At 40.5% G+C, this 18,339-nt stretch carries 14 protein-coding genes; 7 read left to right on the top strand and 7 right to left on the bottom strand.

The window, feature by feature from the left end; translation table 11 throughout:
• Nucleotides 1–40: 40 nt before the first annotated feature.
• The 3 genes from SNE25_RS16560 to SNE25_RS16550 form a co-directional block, all read right to left on the bottom strand.
• A complete protein-coding gene (locus SNE25_RS16560) occupies nt 41–2,383 on the bottom strand; it encodes a tetratricopeptide repeat-containing sensor histidine kinase (protein ID WP_321560104.1) in 2,343 nt (780 codons plus the stop codon).
• A gap of 84 nt (nt 2,384–2,467) precedes the next feature.
• Complete coding sequence (locus tag SNE25_RS16555; protein ID WP_321560103.1) at nt 2,468–3,394, bottom strand: sensor histidine kinase; 927 nt, start codon at nt 3,392–3,394, stop codon at nt 2,468–2,470.
• A gap of 330 nt (nt 3,395–3,724) precedes the next feature.
• Complete coding sequence (locus tag SNE25_RS16550; protein WP_321560102.1) at nt 3,725–5,653, bottom strand: sigma 54-interacting response regulator; 1,929 nt, start codon at nt 5,651–5,653, stop codon at nt 3,725–3,727.
• A 276-nt stretch (nt 5,654–5,929) separates the two neighbouring features.
• On the opposite strand from SNE25_RS16550, the gene SNE25_RS16545 reads away from it, so the two are divergent.
• Nucleotides 5,930–7,036 (top strand): sigma-54 interaction domain-containing protein, encoded by a 1,107-nt coding sequence (locus tag SNE25_RS16545; protein ID WP_321560101.1) that lies wholly within the window; start codon nt 5,930–5,932, stop codon nt 7,034–7,036.
• Between the two features lie 107 nt (nt 7,037–7,143).
• On the opposite strand, the gene SNE25_RS16540 is transcribed toward SNE25_RS16545, so the two are convergent.
• Nucleotides 7,144–7,581, bottom strand: coding sequence for a cupin domain-containing protein (locus SNE25_RS16540; protein ID WP_321560100.1), 438 nt, complete (start codon nt 7,579–7,581; stop codon nt 7,144–7,146).
• 137 nt (nt 7,582–7,718) lie between these two features.
• Nucleotides 7,719–8,093 (bottom strand): YciI family protein, encoded by a 375-nt coding sequence (locus SNE25_RS16535; RefSeq protein ID WP_321560099.1) that lies wholly within the window; start codon nt 8,091–8,093, stop codon nt 7,719–7,721.
• A gap of 455 nt (nt 8,094–8,548) precedes the next feature.
• Between SNE25_RS16535 and SNE25_RS16530 the strand changes: the two genes are divergently transcribed.
• The 5 genes from SNE25_RS16530 to SNE25_RS16510 all read left to right on the top strand — a co-directional run bounded on the left by SNE25_RS16530 (nt 8,549) and on the right by SNE25_RS16510 (nt 12,296).
• A complete protein-coding gene (locus SNE25_RS16530) occupies nt 8,549–8,809 on the top strand; it encodes a hypothetical protein (RefSeq protein WP_321560098.1) in 261 nt (86 codons plus the stop codon).
• A gap of 287 nt (nt 8,810–9,096) precedes the next feature.
• The gene (locus SNE25_RS16525; protein WP_321560097.1) at nt 9,097–10,107 is read left to right on the top strand and encodes a hypothetical protein; all 1,011 of its coding nucleotides are present in this window, start codon (nt 9,097–9,099) and stop codon (nt 10,105–10,107) included.
• Between the two features lie 76 nt (nt 10,108–10,183).
• Complete coding sequence (locus SNE25_RS16520; RefSeq protein ID WP_321560096.1) at nt 10,184–10,636, top strand: carboxymuconolactone decarboxylase family protein; 453 nt, start codon at nt 10,184–10,186, stop codon at nt 10,634–10,636.
• 228 nt (nt 10,637–10,864) lie between these two features.
• On the top strand, nt 10,865–11,914 hold the full coding sequence (ligD, locus tag SNE25_RS16515) for a non-homologous end-joining DNA ligase (RefSeq protein ID WP_321560095.1): 1,050 nt from the start codon (nt 10,865–10,867) through the stop codon (nt 11,912–11,914).
• A gap of 43 nt (nt 11,915–11,957) precedes the next feature.
• Nucleotides 11,958–12,296, top strand: a complete 339-nt coding sequence (locus tag SNE25_RS16510; protein ID WP_321560094.1) for a YciI family protein — start codon at nt 11,958–11,960, stop codon at nt 12,294–12,296.
• A 348-nt stretch (nt 12,297–12,644) separates the two neighbouring features.
• Here SNE25_RS16510 and SNE25_RS16505 read toward each other — a convergent pair whose 3' ends face one another.
• The gene (locus tag SNE25_RS16505; RefSeq protein WP_321560093.1) at nt 12,645–13,400 is read right to left on the bottom strand and encodes an SDR family oxidoreductase; all 756 of its coding nucleotides are present in this window, start codon (nt 13,398–13,400) and stop codon (nt 12,645–12,647) included.
• A gap of 1,147 nt (nt 13,401–14,547) precedes the next feature.
• On the opposite strand from SNE25_RS16505, the gene SNE25_RS16500 reads away from it, so the two are divergent.
• Nucleotides 14,548–17,301, top strand: a complete 2,754-nt coding sequence (locus tag SNE25_RS16500; protein WP_321560092.1) for an ABC transporter permease — start codon at nt 14,548–14,550, stop codon at nt 17,299–17,301.
• Nucleotides 17,302–17,630: 329 nt separating this feature from the next.
• Here SNE25_RS16500 and SNE25_RS16495 read toward each other — a convergent pair whose 3' ends face one another.
• Nucleotides 17,631–18,302: a DUF2306 domain-containing protein gene (locus SNE25_RS16495; RefSeq protein ID WP_321560091.1), complete on the bottom strand. Its 672-nt coding sequence runs from the start codon at nt 18,300–18,302 to the stop codon at nt 17,631–17,633.
• Between the last annotated feature and the right edge of the window lie 37 nt (nt 18,303–18,339).

The following is an 18,339-nucleotide window of genomic DNA, read 5'->3' as shown; positions in this document are numbered from 1 at the left end:
ACTTGATCTGCTGTTAAACCATTAACTATCATAAAACTTATTACGTTGTTACCAGCTTCCCGACAACTGATTTTAGTGAATGATCCACTTTAAATTTTACAGAGATTACAACGCCGCAATCATTCTGGATTTCAAAGTCGCCACCAATTTGTTTGCTGAGCGCCCTCATCATTTCCATCCCGAGGGACGAAGTCGTCGATAAATTAAAATCGACCGGAAGCCCTTTACCGTTGTCGGCAATTTTAAGACAAATAGTTTCCCCATTAGTTAAATGACCTTCTATAACGATTTCTCCTCCATCATCCCCAAATGCATATTTGATAGAATTTGTGATTGCTTCATTTAATATTAACCCCATCGGGACTGCCTGGGATGAATCGAGATTAACCGGTTCGATCAGCTCTCTAAATCTGATTCCGCGCCGGGCGCAATCATAAGAGTCAGATAAATGCCTTACAATCTCTGCAACGTATTCACTCATCACGATAGTTGCAACATTACTTTTACTATAAAGCTTTTGATGAATAATTGAAATCGCCTGTACCCTGTTTCGGCTATCTCTTATGGCGTCTATTGCGTCGGTGCTTTGTAAATAAGCAGCTTGTGAATAAAGCAGGCTCATTACAATCTGAAGATTATTCTTCACTCGATGATGAACCTCTTTAAGCAACCATTCTTTTTCTGTTAGTAAACCTTCCTGCTGTTTTAACAGAATATCTTTGTCTTTCAGTAGTTTTTCTTCCTCCTTCACCAATGCAGATAGCTCATTGTTCTGCCGGTTAATTTGATCCTGTTTAATCTGGAGCTGCCGGTTACTTCGCTGCTTATTACGATAACCAACATACATCAGGGCGGCAAGTAGTATCGCGATCAGGATCCCCCCGAAAGTGATATTTCTCTGCAGGTTGCTCTTTTCCAGGTTGCTTTTTTGTATAGTTGACTGATTGTTAAGATTTTGAATGGTCTTGTCCTTTTTCTCCGACTCGTATTTTTCCGCCAGCTCATTGATTTGCTTAGTGTTCGTCGCCGTTGTTATGGAGTCTTCGATAGCTTTGATTCGTTGGAATTTTTTTAACGCAGAGAGTGTATTTCCATTCGCCGAATCAAGTTTAAATAGGTCGTTGTATAACACTAATTTAGAATCCACTGACATCCTTGTTGTCAAAAGTGTTTCTAGTTTTGACAGCTCTTCGGCTAACCCTCCCCAGTGCTTACTTAAAATATAATGCTGAAGCAGCGGATCGGAGATTTTAATAAAGTCGTTAACAGCGTAATAATTGAAGTCTTTGGCTAAATCCTGGTATACTTTGTTATTAACTATTTTAGAAGCGGGTGCAAGTTTTTCACCACTACTAAAATCATGAAGCAGGTTGTAGAATCTCATTTGCGCGGATAGGACAATACTCTCTTCTCTTGGACTTTTGGATTTGTACCGCTCCGACAATTTGCGCAATTCCACTAATGCAGCTTTATACTTTTTTAAATCGGTATAGCTGTCCATTATACCCATCAAACTATTGTAATAGAAATCCTTTCTACCTATTTTCACGGCCATATCTATCGTTTTCTGAAAATATACAAGCGCCTTATCAAAAAATTTACTATGCCGATAAGCCGCCCCCAAATCATAATAATATAATATTCCCTCTGAGACGGTATGTTGCGGATCATTTTCATAGCTATTTACGCAGTCCATACGTGCTATTAAAGTTTTTTGGACAAGATTTCTTCGATTATAAGTTTCAGCGAGTAGATGGTAGCCGTAATATATTTTCGAATACCGGAGCACTTTGTATTGTGCTATTACAGACAATAATTCATTTTCGGTCTTATCGTAAAGGCCCAGGTTTAGGTCCACGTCAGCCATTCCAACCAGCGCGTTCGCTGCTTTAAGTTCATTGTGCATCGATTTGTATATCTCGTATGCTTTGTTGTAACCATTCCTTCTGATGGAAAGATGCGATAAATCAGCATATGGCATATAATCGGCATAGGTCTGCCAAACCTGAGCCTCTTTTAATTGATCCCCTCTTTTATGATAGTAATTGGCGACTTCGGTAAAAAGTTTATCAGCAGCAACAAAATCCTTTTTTACTGTGCTAAACTCGCCTTTCGCTATGATAGCGCGATATCTGTGATCGATAGCGCTGATAGCGATACTGAGGGTCTCTGCCGATTGAATGTAATAAAGCGAACTATCCAGGCCTTTCTTAGATACTTCGGGTTTGTCAAGGTAGTAATGACCTAATTGAAGAAGCAAATTTACCCGGTTAGTATCTTTGCCTGCTTTGCTGAGTTTCAATAGCAAGGTATCCGACTGCTGGGCAATAGTTGCCGAAGCGGAGAGCAAAAGAATAACATAGATGAAGAGCCTTTTAATCATTGCCAGATCAATTAATTATTCAATTCAGAATAAAATTACTTAATTATTGAATTATCAATGGACGTTTTTCACACGAAATTGATGCTACACCATTTTTAATTGACTTTCGATCTTAAACAGCACTGTTACAATCACCCCCTGATCCTTACTGATCTCGAAATTGCCCCCAAGCTGCCTGCTGAGTCCCTTCATCATTTCCATCCCTAAAGAAGAAGTTTCGGCTAAATCAAAATTGTCGGGCAACCCTTTACCATTGTCAGCAATTGAAAGTTTAACGTTATCCTCGCCCAACATGTGAGCTTCGATGGAGATTTGTCCGCCATCAGTGCCAAATGCGTATTTAATAGCATTGGTTATGGCTTCATTTAGTATCAGGCCCATGGGCACCGCCTGGGAGATGTCGAGATTCAACGGCTCCACAACCTCTTTCAGCCTGATCTTACGATGATTACAATCATAACAAGCACAAAGATGCCTTACCAGGTCACTTACATAATCGGTCATTACAATAGTTGCTACATTGGTCTTACTGTAAAGTTTTTGATGAATAATTGAAATCGCCTGCACCCTATTCTGACTATTTTTTAAGGCTTCGATCGCATCCGTGTTCTGTAAATAAGCCGCTTGAGTATATAGCAGGCTCATCACTATTTGCAGGTTATTCTTAACACGATGCTGGACTTCTTTAAGCAACCATTCCTTTTCGGCAATTAGATTCTGTTGTCGCTTTACCAAATCATCTTTCTCAACTAATAAATTTTCTTTTTCGTTTATTAATGCCGATAACCCATTGTTCTGCCGGTTGATCTCTTCTTGTTTAATTCGAAGATTATCATTGTTCCGTTGTTTATTGCGATAGGCATAATACAGTAAGGTAGCTCCAATAAGCGTAAAAAGAGTTCCGGCCAGGATGACATTTCTTTCCTGGTTGCTCTTTTCGAGTTTATCCTGAGCAATGGTGATTGAGGCAGTGAACAGTAAAAAAAAGCAGATTACAAGCTTTCTAATCATAGCTGAAGTCTTATAAACTATTATCTGTTGAGTATCTCGGAAATTCTTAATTATGAAATTGTTGTTATGATAATCCCAAAACCTCTGATTAAAAGCCCTGAAAGTTGACAAGATGCGATGGCGAATATTGTTCCATTTATATAACTACCTAATAATCAATAAATATTTTTTTCCATTAGGCAATTGCACGACGATATTTCGGACGAATTATTCTCGCAGACGATATTTCGCCTTAAAATAAGGTTAGAATGATCTATGACGACAAACCGGTTTAAAAACTATTAAGAAGGTTAGGATACTAAAGCTTCCTGCAAGAATGGTAGAGGGTTACTACCTGATGCCGAGCTTTTTCATTTTTGAGTGAAGTGTGGTTGGGGGTAATCCCATAATTTCGGCTGCGCCACCGGGACCTCTGATGCGGCCGTTACACTTTTTTAATACGTTGACGATGTAATCCCTTTCGTTCTCCTCTATAGTTTTGGTTCTTTCGTCACTGTAATGATTAGGTTTCCCTTTATTTGTCGCATTTTTCTGAAGTTTGGCTTCGGTTATCACAGGCCCTTTGCTCATCAATATTGAACGTTCAATAAAGTGTTCCAATTCTCTGACATTGCCCGGCCATGGGTAGTCGAGCATTTGCTCTAAAACCTCTGGCAAAACGCCAGCAATCGGTTTATTATATTTCTTAGAATAGTACGTGATAAAATGTTCTGTCAACGCAGGTATATCGTCTGTCCGTTCTCTTAAAGAAGGAATTTCTATGGGAAATACATAAAGGCGGTAGTACAGATCCAGGCGAAATCGCCCTTCTTCCATTTCCAGTTCCAAATCCCGATTTGTAGCAGCAATTATCCTAACATCGATCTTGATCGGCCCTTTGCCTCCAATTCGTTCAATCTCCTGTTCCTGTAAAACACGAAGCAGCTTTACCTGCAAATCAATTGTTAGTTCACCGATCTCGTCCAAAAAAATTGTTCCTCCGTTAGCCTGTTCAAATTTACCTATTCTTCTATCTGTTGCCCCCGTATACGAGCCTTTTTCATGTCCAAAAAGCTCGCTTTCTACTAGATTGGCCGGAAGCGAAGCACAGTTTACCACAATTAATGGTTTGTTTTTACGAGTTGATAATGCGTGAATACTTTTTGCCACCCTCTCCTTGCCGGTACCGCTTTCTCCAAGGACAAGGACAGATGTGTTTAATGGTGACACTATAGCGATTTGATCCAACACTGACAACATGGAAGAACTTTGCCCAACAATACCGTCAAAATCATCAATTCGGTCTTTAATCCTCACCGGCAGCGGGATATCATTTGAAGATTGACTAAGTTCATCAACGGTAGAGATATATTTATCAGTTTCCAATAAATTACCAAGGGTATTTATTAAGCGACTTAATAAGGTGACGTGCAGTTGTGAATAAGTATTACCTTTCCGGTTATAAAATTCATAACGGATGATTTCCGGATTACCGGGCAGAACCGGGAAAAGCAATGCAGATTCGAAGTCGTAAGTATCAGCAATCGTTCTACTTAGAGAATTTTGATTACACAATTGATCAAAATCGTCTGCATTAAAGAATTTTGCTTTTTTTACGATGGGCAACAACTCTGATGCGCTAATGAGTTTTTCGGTTGCAATACCAGTAATTTTCAGAAATTCTTGGTTACCTAAAACCTGGTACTCGTCAAAACCAATCCTTAAGAAACCGATACAGCTGCGATATGTTCCTTCTGATCCCCTTATTATCAGGTTCAAATAATCAAAAGGAATATGTGCCTGGAGATGGTGCGCCACTTTAAGTAGTCGCTGTATGACATTACCGCCTGAATTTTTTAGATCTTTTAATTTTTGACTAAGTTCCATTTCCTGCTGGCGACCTGCTTCCAGACTATTTTGAAGGCGGTAAAATGCCACATCTAAGGTGGTAAGAAGATCTGCTTCCCTAAAAGGTTTAACAATAAAGCCGAACGGCATCGTAGATTTAGCCTCTTCGAGTAACGTACCCTGAAAATTTGCCGTGAGATACACAAAAGCAATATTACTCTCCGTAAGTTTCCTGGCCAGGTCGATCCCGTTTAATTCCCCTTTAAGGTGAATATCAAGCAAGACCAAATCGGGCCTTTGTTCTTCGATGATCGAAAGTGCACTGATTACTGATTCGGCAATGCCAGAAACCCTATATCCGGCACCTACTAAAATCAACTTTAAATGGTGGGCAACGAGGGATTCGTCTTCAACGATCAATACTTTCTTCATTCAAATTTATTAGTTGAACAAAATTAAGCTAATTACTTGGGACAGGTGGCAATAAGCAATCAAGAAACACGATAAAATTTACTTAAAATTTATCTGCTGAAACAATATTCACAACAAGGGTCAAATTTCACTTAAACCGACGAAATATAATCCCACAAAAGCAAAAGAGCCGAAATATCGTCGTCTTTGGCACTATTTGCAGTCTCCTATACCCAATATTGAACTGGCATAAAATTCGAACTCCAGAGATCACAGACACAGCAAAGCGAAATAAAAATGGAAACTTACAGACCAACATTGAAACCGGTACCCCATGAATATAACGGATTAAATCCCAACAAAGAAGAACCATTTGTAAGAAGGCTCCACATCAGCTCCGAAATGAATTTGGAAGTTGAAAATGAATCCGTGAAACCTGTTTATAATTTCCCTGGAATGATCGGCAACTGCACGGAAATGCAAAGAGTGTACTCTTTGATGTCAATAGTGGCACCATCCAATTCAACGGTGTTATTACTTGGCGAAACAGGGACGGGTAAAGAAGTTGTAGCTCGTTCCATACATAATTTATCAACCCGAAAAGTTAAACAAATGATTACAATAAACTGTGGCGCACTGCCTGCTAATCTGGTTGAAAGCGAGCTTTTCGGACATGAACGGGGAAGCTTTACAGGAGCGACAGAACGTAGGTTAGGAAAATTTGAACAGGCTAACGGCGGGACCTTGTTTCTTGATGAGATTGGTGAATTAGGACTGGACTTGCAGGTGAAACTTCTTCGGGCACTCCAGGAAAAAGAAATTGAGCGGGTTGGCGGTAAAGGGACAATTAAAGTCAACGTTAGGATCATCGCAGCCACAAATAAGAGTTTGGAGAAAGAAATGGCTGAGGGCCGGTTTAGAAGCGATTTGTATTATCGCCTGAATATTTTTCCTATTTCTTTACCACCTTTGAGGGAGCGAAAAAATGATATTCCGTTGCTCACGATGCATTTTGTTAAACGCTATAGCCGGGAATGCGGAAGAAACATCAATTCTGTTTGCAGCCGTGTGTTGCAGAGTTTGTTAAATTACCCCTGGCCTGGAAACATTAGAGAACTCGAGCATCTGATTGAACGAAGTGTTTTACTTGCAGAGAGCAACATGATTAAACATGTGCTTCTCCCGTTGCCGACAGACGCCGGCTGTAATCATGATGAAGAAATCCAATCTATTCATAAAACAATAGATCAGAATGAAAGAGATCATATTTACAAAGTTCTAAAGTATTGTGATGGAAGGATCGCGGGTTTTAATGGTGCAGCTTACATTTTAGGAGTTCCCGCCACCACACTGCATTCAAAGATGAAACGTCTGGGCATTAGAAAAGATCACTCCATAGCATGATCTGATCCAAAAAAAGTCCCACTTGCCTTATTAAAAGCACAGTGGGACTTTTCTGAAAATATTAATGACTATAGAATGCTGATAAGGAAATTACGGCATTCAAGGCCTTATTCCTTTTCAGGTACCAGGAAGGGTTTTCCTTTATCGCCAACAAAAAAGGCAACCAGTTTAGCGGGCTTGTCTTTACTCATATTCCTTGTTCCGGAGTGCAGGCCGTTTGGCCTTTCATAAAAGGCCTCACCTGTTTTATAGTGATAGACTTTGCCATCGAACGTCGACTCTAATTCACCTTCAAGAACATAGCCAAAAGTCGGAATGGGATGCCGGTGCGCTGTGGAAGTCTCCCCCGGTGCAAACTCCACAATAACCACTTTTACCTCCTGCTCCTTAAGACCAGAAGTTTGGATAAGTTGTTTAAGAATAAGACGCGGAGGCGCACCGGTAACAGGTGATTTATCAGACTCTTGTGCTTTTGCGCTTAATATAAAGGCAATACAAAGTGTTAAAAATGCGATCGCTGACTTTTTGATTTTGTAATTTTTCATGTTGATGAATATTAATATTTGTAATTAATTGATTATTTGGTGGCAATTTTGAGGACAATAGGTTGATCTATTAACTTATTGTAAATAAGATATATACTCCAATAATTCCCCTATATTATCCTCAGTATTTTCAATGGTTAGTAATTACTTATGACGTTTAGGGAATTACTTACCGCCATCCGGATCTCTACAGTTCCTCCTAAGTCGAGAATCGGGCATCCGAGTGCGATTTCGTTGGCCTCCTGGTAATCGTTCGCGTAAATGGTGATCAGGCCCGCGATTAATTCATTATTTTCTTTAAAAGGCCCTTCTATTATGCTGCGATCAGGTTTCAAAACCCGCCCGCCTGTATCCCATCGCCTAAGCTGACTTGCAAGCAGATCATTAACAGCAAGGCTGATAACCCATTCATGCCAATACTTTAAATGCCTTTTCAGCATCACGGCTGATGGCTGTAGCTCGTTTGTTTTGTGGCCTTTCCAAAAGACCAGTAAAAATTCGTTTGATTTCATTGAACTGTGCTTTGCAACCAGCGTGCCAATGGAATAATATAATAATAATCAGCAACTTATGCAATTTATAATTTTTATTCATCCTCTATATTTAGTGCTATGACGGCAGCTCCACGAAATAAGGAGCATTCCTAACCAACAGAACAGGTTTTGAATAGGAGCTATTTTCCTGACTGTTACCGCCAGAGTCAATGACTCATCGAACATTACGACGTTACAGCTTACTGCTGTCTGATGTTAGGTTATCGCTAAACTTTGTGAACAGGAAATCATCAATTAAAAGGCTCTGAATCTCGTACATATGATCGCCAATCCACTATATAAAGTATAATACACCACCCCGATAATTTACCAAATATCACGTTATCAAACATTTAAGCAATTGGCACAACCGTTGCAATCCTATAAAAGCCCTAAACAACGTCTATGGTTATAAAATATTTATACGTTCAACCATGACAGAATCGGACCAATTTTACAGTTGGATAAATACAGATAGCCAGAAGTTAATTAAAAGACAAAACACAACAACAATGATGAATTTTTTATTTGGGGTTCACGCAGACCCCAACAACAAAGAGAAAGAACAGTTATCCGAAGAAGCTTTAAATGATTTTCACCCAAACGAGGAAAGCTCAAGCGAGGGCGATGAATATATGGATGATGCTTTAAGAATGGTAGAACAGCCATTTCATAAAAACGGTGATAATACTTAATAAATAACAGTGGTAAATGCATGTAAGTAAAGCATATAAGGCATCAGAATTTCTGATCTGTACGAGACGAAAGATTACATTCTGTGCGTTCCCGGCGTCATTCCGGTGACTTTATACCATGTTTCTCGTCTGAGATAGCCGAATATCTCCGGGTCAATAATTGCATAGCCGGGGACTTTAGGAGGAAGCCCTGCCGCTTGAGCTGGAGCGGGGAAATAATATTATCTTTAATTCCACCTTCTGAATATATCTGATGGGACGCTTTGTTAAACTTAAAAAATATAAAAATGATAACATTTAATATGGAAGTAAAAAACGCTGATCCGATATTAAGGGATCTGTTAGGAGCAATAAACGACGTTAAAGTTGCAGGAAGCCTGTGTATAAGTCGTTTACAGAGTGACGATGAATCAAATGCCGGCACAACCGATTCATTGTTAGGTGTATTAGGCCTAAAAGCGTCACGGCTACCGGAAATTGCCAATATTCTTGGAATTCGCAGTATAACAACGAATACACTGCATGACTTTGAGGCACTATCAAAACTTAATGTCGCGCTTCCTTCTGGAGAAATTGAGCGATATGTATGGGCTTTTTTTAAAGACGATGCTGTTATAGAAGAACTCCGTTCCCTTTTCCGCAATTGCAGTACAGTGGCATTTGACGACTGGGCAAACATGACCGGAGCTTCTCTGTTATGGAATGGATTGCTTACGGATGTTATTAAACCGCTTGGCAGAAAAGACCTGGAATTCATTTTTTACCTCGGTGATTCGTCAAAAAAACTCTCATTTGAGGTGGACGAAGCGGTTGATATTATCAGTGCCTTTTCGAATTATGGAAAAGTCACGCTCGCGCTGGACGATAACGAAGCATTGAGATTATGGATGGTATTGAATGGCGTGAAAAAGAATTCATCCTTTGAGGAAGAGACTCCGTCTGATCTGAAAAAGAAGTATATCTCCTTGTTTAGAACTATGAAAGTAGCCCAACTTTTGATATGGTCAGGAAATGATGTATTACTTTTTTCAGAGCAAGAGCAATTTATCATATCGCGAAAGCAAGTCGATCCAGGGATCGAAATGTCCCCGGATGCCAGGCGTAACTATAGCACAGGCTTCAGCATTGGTCTGTTAATGCAGCTTGATATCACACACTGCATCTTACTGGGCCTTATTGTGTATGCTTCTTTCGGAGAATTAAAGGCATGCCCTCAGCTAACGGATCTGACTGAATATATTCAACGGTGGATCGATGATCTTCAAAAACCAGGATCTATCCAACTGTATGAAGACTAAGAATTAAAAAAGGATGAGACTGGCTCTAATTAAAGCGAGAGCGGCTTTTAATTGTAAACATAAAACATCATTAGAAATGGAAACAAGAATCAACGCCTATATCAAAGGGCCAAATGCGATGAAAACGCTTTTTAACATTGGAAATTATCTTAAGACATCATCTGTTGAAAAACGGCTGCTTGAGCTGGTAGATTTTAGAATATCTCAAATTAACGGCTGTGCATATTGTTTAGATATGCATTCTAAAGATGCTCGTGCCGATGGTGAAACTGAGCAGCGGCTATATGGACTTAGTGCATGGCGTGAAACTCCATACTACACCAACCGTGAGCGTGCTGCACTGGCCTGGGCGGAGGCAGTTACTAGGTGTGAGGTTCCCGACGCGGTTTACGAAAAGGTTAAACCGTTATTCACCGATGCAGAGTTGGTTGACTTGACACTTGCAGTTACAGCGATCAATTCATGGAATCGCTTCAACCTTGCTTTCCCTACCGAACCGGGAACGTACAAAGTCGGCCAGTTCGGTTGATCTCGTTACACGCGGAAAAATATTTTATTTCTTTATAAAAGTAAAATACGCCAAAGTTTTCTCTGCAAACCCGTCTAACGGTTGCTATGCAGGAAAAACAAAAGATAAATCGGGTGTGGGAGATCATTGATCCGAGAAAAGAAAGAGCATCTGAAGGCGTTAAGGACCCTTATTTGTTCATTTTCTATCGCCTTTAAATTGTCATTTATATTTGAATTTATTCTCGACATGCGAATCGATAAAAGCGCACAGGAAGCAACAACAGGTAACGGCCCGGCTAACACGATGAAGCATATTGCAAAGACGGCATCGCCCGCTATTGCAGATAGTTCACCAGTGGGAATGCCAATACCCAAGGATAGCAAAGAGACAGCCGATATAAATTTTGACGGCCATAAGTTAACCTTTACGCATCTAAATAAATTTTTTTGGCCTTATGAAGGTATAACCAAGCGCGATATGGTTAATTTTTATTTCCGAATCGCTGATTTCATTTTGCCTTATCTAAAAGACAGGCCAATGTCTCTAAACCGTTTCCCTGAGGGTATAATGGGGCCACATTTTTATCAAAAAGATGTAACAGGCAAGGCCCCGGAGTGGGCCAGAATGTTGACACACGATACCATTGGAGGGAAGAGACTGCAATACTTTGTGGGAAGCGATATGGAGAGCCTGCTGTGGATGGCCGGACAAGGCTGCGTTGAGATGAATCCCTGGTTTAGCCGGATAAATTCACAGGATCGCCCTGATTATTGTGTAATTGATCTTGATCCGGATGATAGAAATACTTTAGACCAGGTAATGCAGGTCGCACAAACAATAAAGAAGGTGCTTGATGCGCTGGACGTGCCGTCGTTTCCAAAAATGTCAGGTTCTACGGGAATTCATATTTTTGTACCGCTCGGCGCCAAATATTTTTTCGATCAATCCCAAATGTTTGCCAGGATAATAGCAAAGCAGGTTCAAAAGGAACTGCCGGATATTACTACGCTGGAAAGAGTGACAAGTTCGCGCCACGGAAAAATTTATCTTGACTTTTTGCAAAATCGGGAAGAGGCGACAATAGTCGCGCCGTATTCGCTAAGGCCAAAACCGGGTGCTACAGTTTCTATGCCAGTACATTGGGATGAGTTAAAACCAGGCTTAAAAATGCGCGACTTTACTATTCTCAATTCTATCGACCGGCTGAAGGAAACCGGAGATCTGTTCAAAGGTGTTTTGGGGCACGGAATAAATTTAGGTGTGGTCATCAAAAAGGCCCAACGAACCTTTGGGTAAAATTCGGTAGTCAGCTAATGTTTATTTAATCAAAAAGGAAAAAATGAAGGAGTTCTTATTTATATTTCGTCGGGATTTCAAGGCCAAAGAAATTCAGCCAGCAGAGTACGAATTAGAAAAAAACGTAAAACATTGGAAAGACTGGCTTGATTTATTGACAGAAAAAGGGTTGCTGGCACAAAAGCACAAGAGCTGGGACGCGGAAGGTAGCGTAATGAAACCAGGTGAAAGCGTCACTAACGGGCCTTATGCAGAAATCAAACACTCTATAGGAGGTATGGTTGTTATAAAGGCGGAAAACTATGACCAGGCCGGGGAAATTGCAAAAGGCTGCCCAATCTTTGAATTAGGTGGATCAGTTGAAATTCGAATGGGCTTGTAGTTTTTTTTATGCTTAAAACTCTGAAGTCGTTTCCACGTAAACAATCTATCCTTTTCGGGGAATACATACAGGGCTAAAAACCTGTAGCAACACAATCACCAGGATAGTGTGTTGCAGGCGGCTCTTATTAAAAGAAAAATCATCGTTATCTGCACTATTGAAGTATGCGGCCGCCCGTCGGCTCCTCGCGTTGATGAGCGGTTTTCACAGGGACACTGTGCCGGCGTGGGTTTGTCCCGGGCACGAACGGGTGGAAAGTGCACGCCCCTTACAACATCCTCAAGGAACTGACACCCGTCATCTTCGTTACGACGGACGGCAAGCAAACTTTTGATATCAGCGGGACGATTAAGGCTTTTTGGGTTGATTAACGTACCAGGTATCAAAATTGATCTTACCTATTCGTGCGTTTCCCCCAGGAAGAAGCATTTGATCGGTCAGTTCTGCCCCATAATAACGTGCATGATTATCTACTGTTACCTTTCTGGGATCGTTGTTCTTTTGCAAATAGAGCTGAACGATTTCTGCAAGGCTAAACTGATCAGGGCCCGCTATTTCTATTATGTCATTAAGTGGTGATCCAACAATAACGTCGGCCATCATAGCTGCCACATCTGAGGACGCAATGGGCTGGATTTTAGCAGATGAGAGCCGAACGACACCTCCTTCAGTAGCAGTAGCCGCGATGCCTCCAAGAAATTCAAAAAATTGCGTGGAGTGAACAATTGAATAGAGAATACCTGAATCTTTAATTAAATTCTCTTGCGTTTGCTTTGCCCGGAGGTAGCCACTTTCTTGTAAGCGGTCAGTACCAACAACAGAAAGGGCAACATGGTGTTTAATTTTGCATTTTTTTTCCACCTGGAAAAGATTGCGACCTGAAACTTCAAAGAAGTTCATCACTGCCTTATCCTCAAATGAAGGCGAGTTGGCCACGTCAACTACAACATCTGTTCTATTAAGAGCCTCCAAAAGCCCCTCCCCGGTCAATGTATTTACACCTGTCGCGGGTGATGCAGCTATAACTTCGTGACCAAGCTTACTTAGCCTGTCTACGAGCTGCGTTCCGATGAGCCCGCTTCCGCCTATTACTACTATTTTCATAAAATGTGTTTAATGGCCTATTGTCAAGACCGGTGTTTAATAATTATATCTCATAGGTATTTGCAATGGAAATGCCAATACATAACAATCTAAAATTCAACCATATGGAATATTTTCATAATTCAACCGCTACTTTATTCAGTCAAAATACTTTCGGGAAAACGATATAAAGAGTTGCTTACATTATCAAGGACAGATAACCTCACTCAGGAAAGCAGCTTCGGTTCCGTTAAAAACAGAGGCTATCTTTGAAAGTTAAATTTTGAAATTACCAACCATGCAATAGTGGGTAATAGTGCCACCTCATTTCGTTTTGTTTATGGTCATATGGCGATATAAAATGATAAAAACAAAGCCATACACAATACAAATAACTCATAATAAGCATTTTAATTATTGGCATCAGTTTGGTATACCTCAGGCAGCACAATGCTGACAAATAAATACTAAGGCCATATTAAACTGAAAGCTATGGAAACTCTATTTGTACTTACACATATCATAATGCTAATCTGCCTCGTCAGCATTATCGGCGTTTCAATCCGCAATCTATTTGACAATGATCAGATTGAAAAACCATCGGTTATTGTTTCACAAATGATGAAGCTAAGGTTTAAGCAAATAAATACAATTTACATTTCCCGCATAACCACTGCATTACTCACCTTATTCCTAAGATAACATTCTAAACAGAGAAACTGATAAGCGTATTATCAGGGCGCGAGCCCGTGCGAAAGTGCTAAAAGTAACAATCCCAAAAGTAGGAGGTCGAGGACTTTGTCTTTTTAAAGAACAACCGATAGAAGCTGATCACGAAACCGTTGAACGCCCCTAAAGCGCTAAAAAAGAATAGTATCTGTTGTCCGGGATTCACATAGTAAAAATAGCAAGCTAAAATCAATTATAAATTCATCAATAAATTGCTTCTTTCAGTTTATTGTAGGAAGCATCACCTGTACAGGTATTTCAAGACCGGTTAAATATCGATAAAATCGCACACCGATTGTAACATTTTCGTACGGCATTGGCGATCTTTAATTTACAAGCAACTCATTTTAAATACATTACATATTTGGCACGAAGTTTAAATGTGATGACAACATTTACTGTATCGTTTATAAAAAATGTATCAGCCCGATTTATTCAGATGAAACTTAAAGGTAGGATATTGGAACTGGCAGTTAAAAAATTAGCCGGGGAAGCTACTGTTGAAGAATTACAGGAACTGGATAATTTCTTGAACAATGATACTGATGCGTTTTCGGTATTACGGGTATTGCTGGCAAAATGGAAAACCAACGAACAAGTGTCCAAAGAGGATACTGATCACAACTTTGCAAAACTAATGGTGCGGATTAAATCCGTTGAATCCCATCAAATCACACAGGGTGCTGCCTCAAACTATAACTGGCAAAACAAAAGAAAATTAATCACTTACCCTGAAAATGGAACGATCATGATAAAAAACTATTTGAGGAGTGCGTTTCGTAACATCAAAAGGCACCCGTTTATTTCATTTATCAACATATTTGGTTTAACCGTAGGGTTAACCTGCTGCTTGCTTATTTTAAGCTATATTATTAACGAGCGCAGCTATGATAAATTTAACGCCAATGCGAAGGATATCCGCCGGGTGACGCGCATTTTTTATGCTGGCAAAAATGTGGAGAGCCTACATTTAAGCGCGATTGCGCCGCCGTTTGGGCCTTTACTGCAAAGCGCATTTCCGGATATTAAAAAAACAACACGGGTTTTGCCTATCCGCACCACGGCCTTTCACTATAATGGCAAGCTGTTTAACGAACAGAACAGCGTCTTTGCCGAAGATAATTTCTTCGACTTTTTCACAGTACCTGTGGTTAAGGGCGCCCCAAATAATGCGCTGAAAGAGCCTTACAGCATTATGCTGAGCGAAGCCATGGCGCATAAGTATTTCGGCGATACCGACCCGATCGGCAAAAGCCTGTTGCTGGATAACGTTTTCCTGGGTAAGATCAATCACGACTTTAAAGTTACCGGTGTGTTCAAAGCTTTTCCTCCCAACTCGCACATGCACCCCGACATACTGATGTCGTTCAGCACCCTAAAAGATCCGGCAATGTATGGCGCGAACAATTTAGCGAACGACTTTGGCGGTAATGCCTTTTTTACCTACCTGCTTTTCCCCAAGGACTATAATACCGACAGGATTGAAAGCCAATTGCCTGATTTCCTAGATAAATACGTACACCTTGGCGGCGCGGCCAGCAACGCTAAAACACACGATGGCACCAAACTTACTTTTCAGAAGCTCGCCGACATACACCTGCACTCACACCTGGATGATGAGTTTGAAGTGAACGGCGATATCAAAAGGGTATACATATTTTCGGCTATCGCATTGTTTATTTTGCTGATAGCCTGCATCAACTACATGAACCTATCCACCGCACGTTCGGTATTGAGGGCAAAGGAAATTGGTATCCGCAAGGTTATCGGCGCACAGCGAAAGGAGATCATTAGCCAATTTTTAAGCGAATCGGTAATGATCACCTGGTTTGCGCTTGCGCTGGCCATGGCGGCAACGACATTTCTACTGCCAATGATAAACCATTTGGCAAACACCCATCTCGCGTTTAACAGCCTGCTGCAATGGCAAATTTTAGTGCCCGTTTTGTTGCTGTCGTTTATAATAGGCATCGTCAGTGGTATTTACCCGGCCATTTTTATGTCATCGTTTTTACCGGTGAAGGTTTTGAAAGGCATCATAAAAACCAGCTCAGGCGGGGTCTCGTTCCGCAAGGTGCTGGTTGTTGTGCAGTTTTCTATTTCGATTATCCTCATAATAGCCACAACCGTGGTGTACCGCCAGCTGCAATATATACAAAAAGCCGATTTAGGTTTCAATAAGGACGCAGTTCTAACGATAGGGTATGTTGGACAGCTACATGCTCAATATGATGCATTTAAAGCAGAGTTGCTGAAAAACACCGCGATAAAAGATGTTGGCCGCTCATCCCGTATTCCATCAGACCGCCTGCTCGACTATCAAGGCGGGTCGGTTTTGGTAGATGGCGTAATGAAACCCATTCAAGGCGATCTGAAATCCCTCAGTACCGATTACAGCTTTATCCCGACTTATGGCATGAAAATGGTCGCCGGACGCAATTTCTCGAAAGCGTTTTCAACTGATACCAATAACTTTATTGTGAACGAGGCGGCGGTACGGTCGCTGGGCTGGAAAATCCCGCAAAACGCTATCGGTAAAGATATTAAGTATGGAGATGTTAGCGGCAAAGTTATCGGCATTGTTAAGGATTTTCACTTCGAGTCGTTGCATCAGACAATTACTCCGCTGTTATTTCGATTGCCATCGAACAACAATTATCATGTAATGTCGATAAAAGTAAATAGTCGCAATATCCAAACCGCAGTAAGTTCGCTACAGGCCACCTGGCATAAATATCTTCCTGAAACTCCTTTTGATTTTACCTTTTTGGATGATAAATTCCGTCAACTATACAACAGCGAACAACAGCAGGGTAACCTTTTTACCATATTCTCGTGTATCGCTATATGTATAGCATGTTTGGGACTATTCGGATTGTCGGCGTTTACCATTACCCAGCGGGTTAAGGAAATTGGCGTACGAAAGGTACTGGGAGCAAGTGTGCGGCAAATTGTACTTGAGTTATCAAAGGATTTCCTGCGGTTAGTTTTGATATCAGCTGTAATAGCCATCCCGATAGCCAGATGGTCGATGCATGAATGGCTGGCTGATTTTGCTTTCCATACCGATATGAACTGGTGGATATTTGTGGCAGCCGGCATTATAGCGCTGGTAATAGCGTTTGTAACTATCAGTTTTCAATCTATTAAAGCAGCATTGGCTAATCCGGTAAAGAGCCTACGAAGCGAATAAAATATCTGACTAAAGCGCAAGGCAATTGAAAGGTAAAACCGGTTAAAAAACAAACATAATCACTTCGCTCGAATAGTATTGTTGTTTTAATAAGTCGGTGGATAAATTCGAACTATTCTTTTTATTTTCGATTGTAAGATAGACGGCAATGTCAGTTGCCGCCTGCCTGAACTGGTATCTGCTGGTTCGGGCTTAGCTTCAGGAAAATCACTTAAAGTTTAAAAGTTTGATTTCGGTATTCTAAATGTTACAACTTTTCGATCATAATTTGGAAGATCTTGAGCCTTTAAACTATTTAATGGCATGAAATGAGATAGGTGACGAGGAAATTATCCAATCCTTTTTAATTTAACATCAACATATTTTTTTCTGTTGGAGACATGTATCATGAAGCAAATTGCGGTCAATGTCCCTAAAATGGATGGGATAAACTGGCTATAAGGCTGATATTGAGGAAAAACTGTTCCTGAAAAAGCAGATAATAAACCGCTGAAAGCACTCACCATTTTTAAAATATGTTCATATATCCAAAGGTTAGCGTATGTTTTGGCTGGTATAAAGTATCTGCCACAGTCATACACGATCATCAAAAATAAATAGCCAACCGTGCTATAAATAATTACCGGAGACCAGATCATCCCAATAGATTTAAAATAATAAAGGAAATATGATACGGATATTAAGGATAGCAGACATATACCTATGTCGATAACTTTAGGAACATTTGACTTTGCTTTTATGACCCGGTATCCGGAAAATGCCAAATAACCACTCAATACGGTTATAACGAGCAAAAAAGTATTTCTTCCGAACACAAACACTCCAATTAATCCGGTTAAGATAACGACAGACATCAGCATCAGGAATAATCGCCCGGTTAGCCGGTGCAGCTTTTTTCCCTTATTGACAATAAGAGCCACTAAACCAACTATTAATGCTAATGAGCCTGCTGCGACGTGCACCGCAATATTAATTTTGTGAATGACTGTAAAACTTTCCATTGCTTTATTTTTAGCAAATGAAAGTTTAAAACGGATG

It is taken from the genome of Mucilaginibacter sabulilitoris (genome assembly GCF_034262375.1).
Lineage (GTDB): Bacteria > Bacteroidota > Bacteroidia > Sphingobacteriales > Sphingobacteriaceae > Mucilaginibacter > Mucilaginibacter sabulilitoris.
The sequence above is the reverse complement of the archived record's forward strand: the minus strand, read 5'-3'. Positions and strand labels throughout refer to the sequence as shown.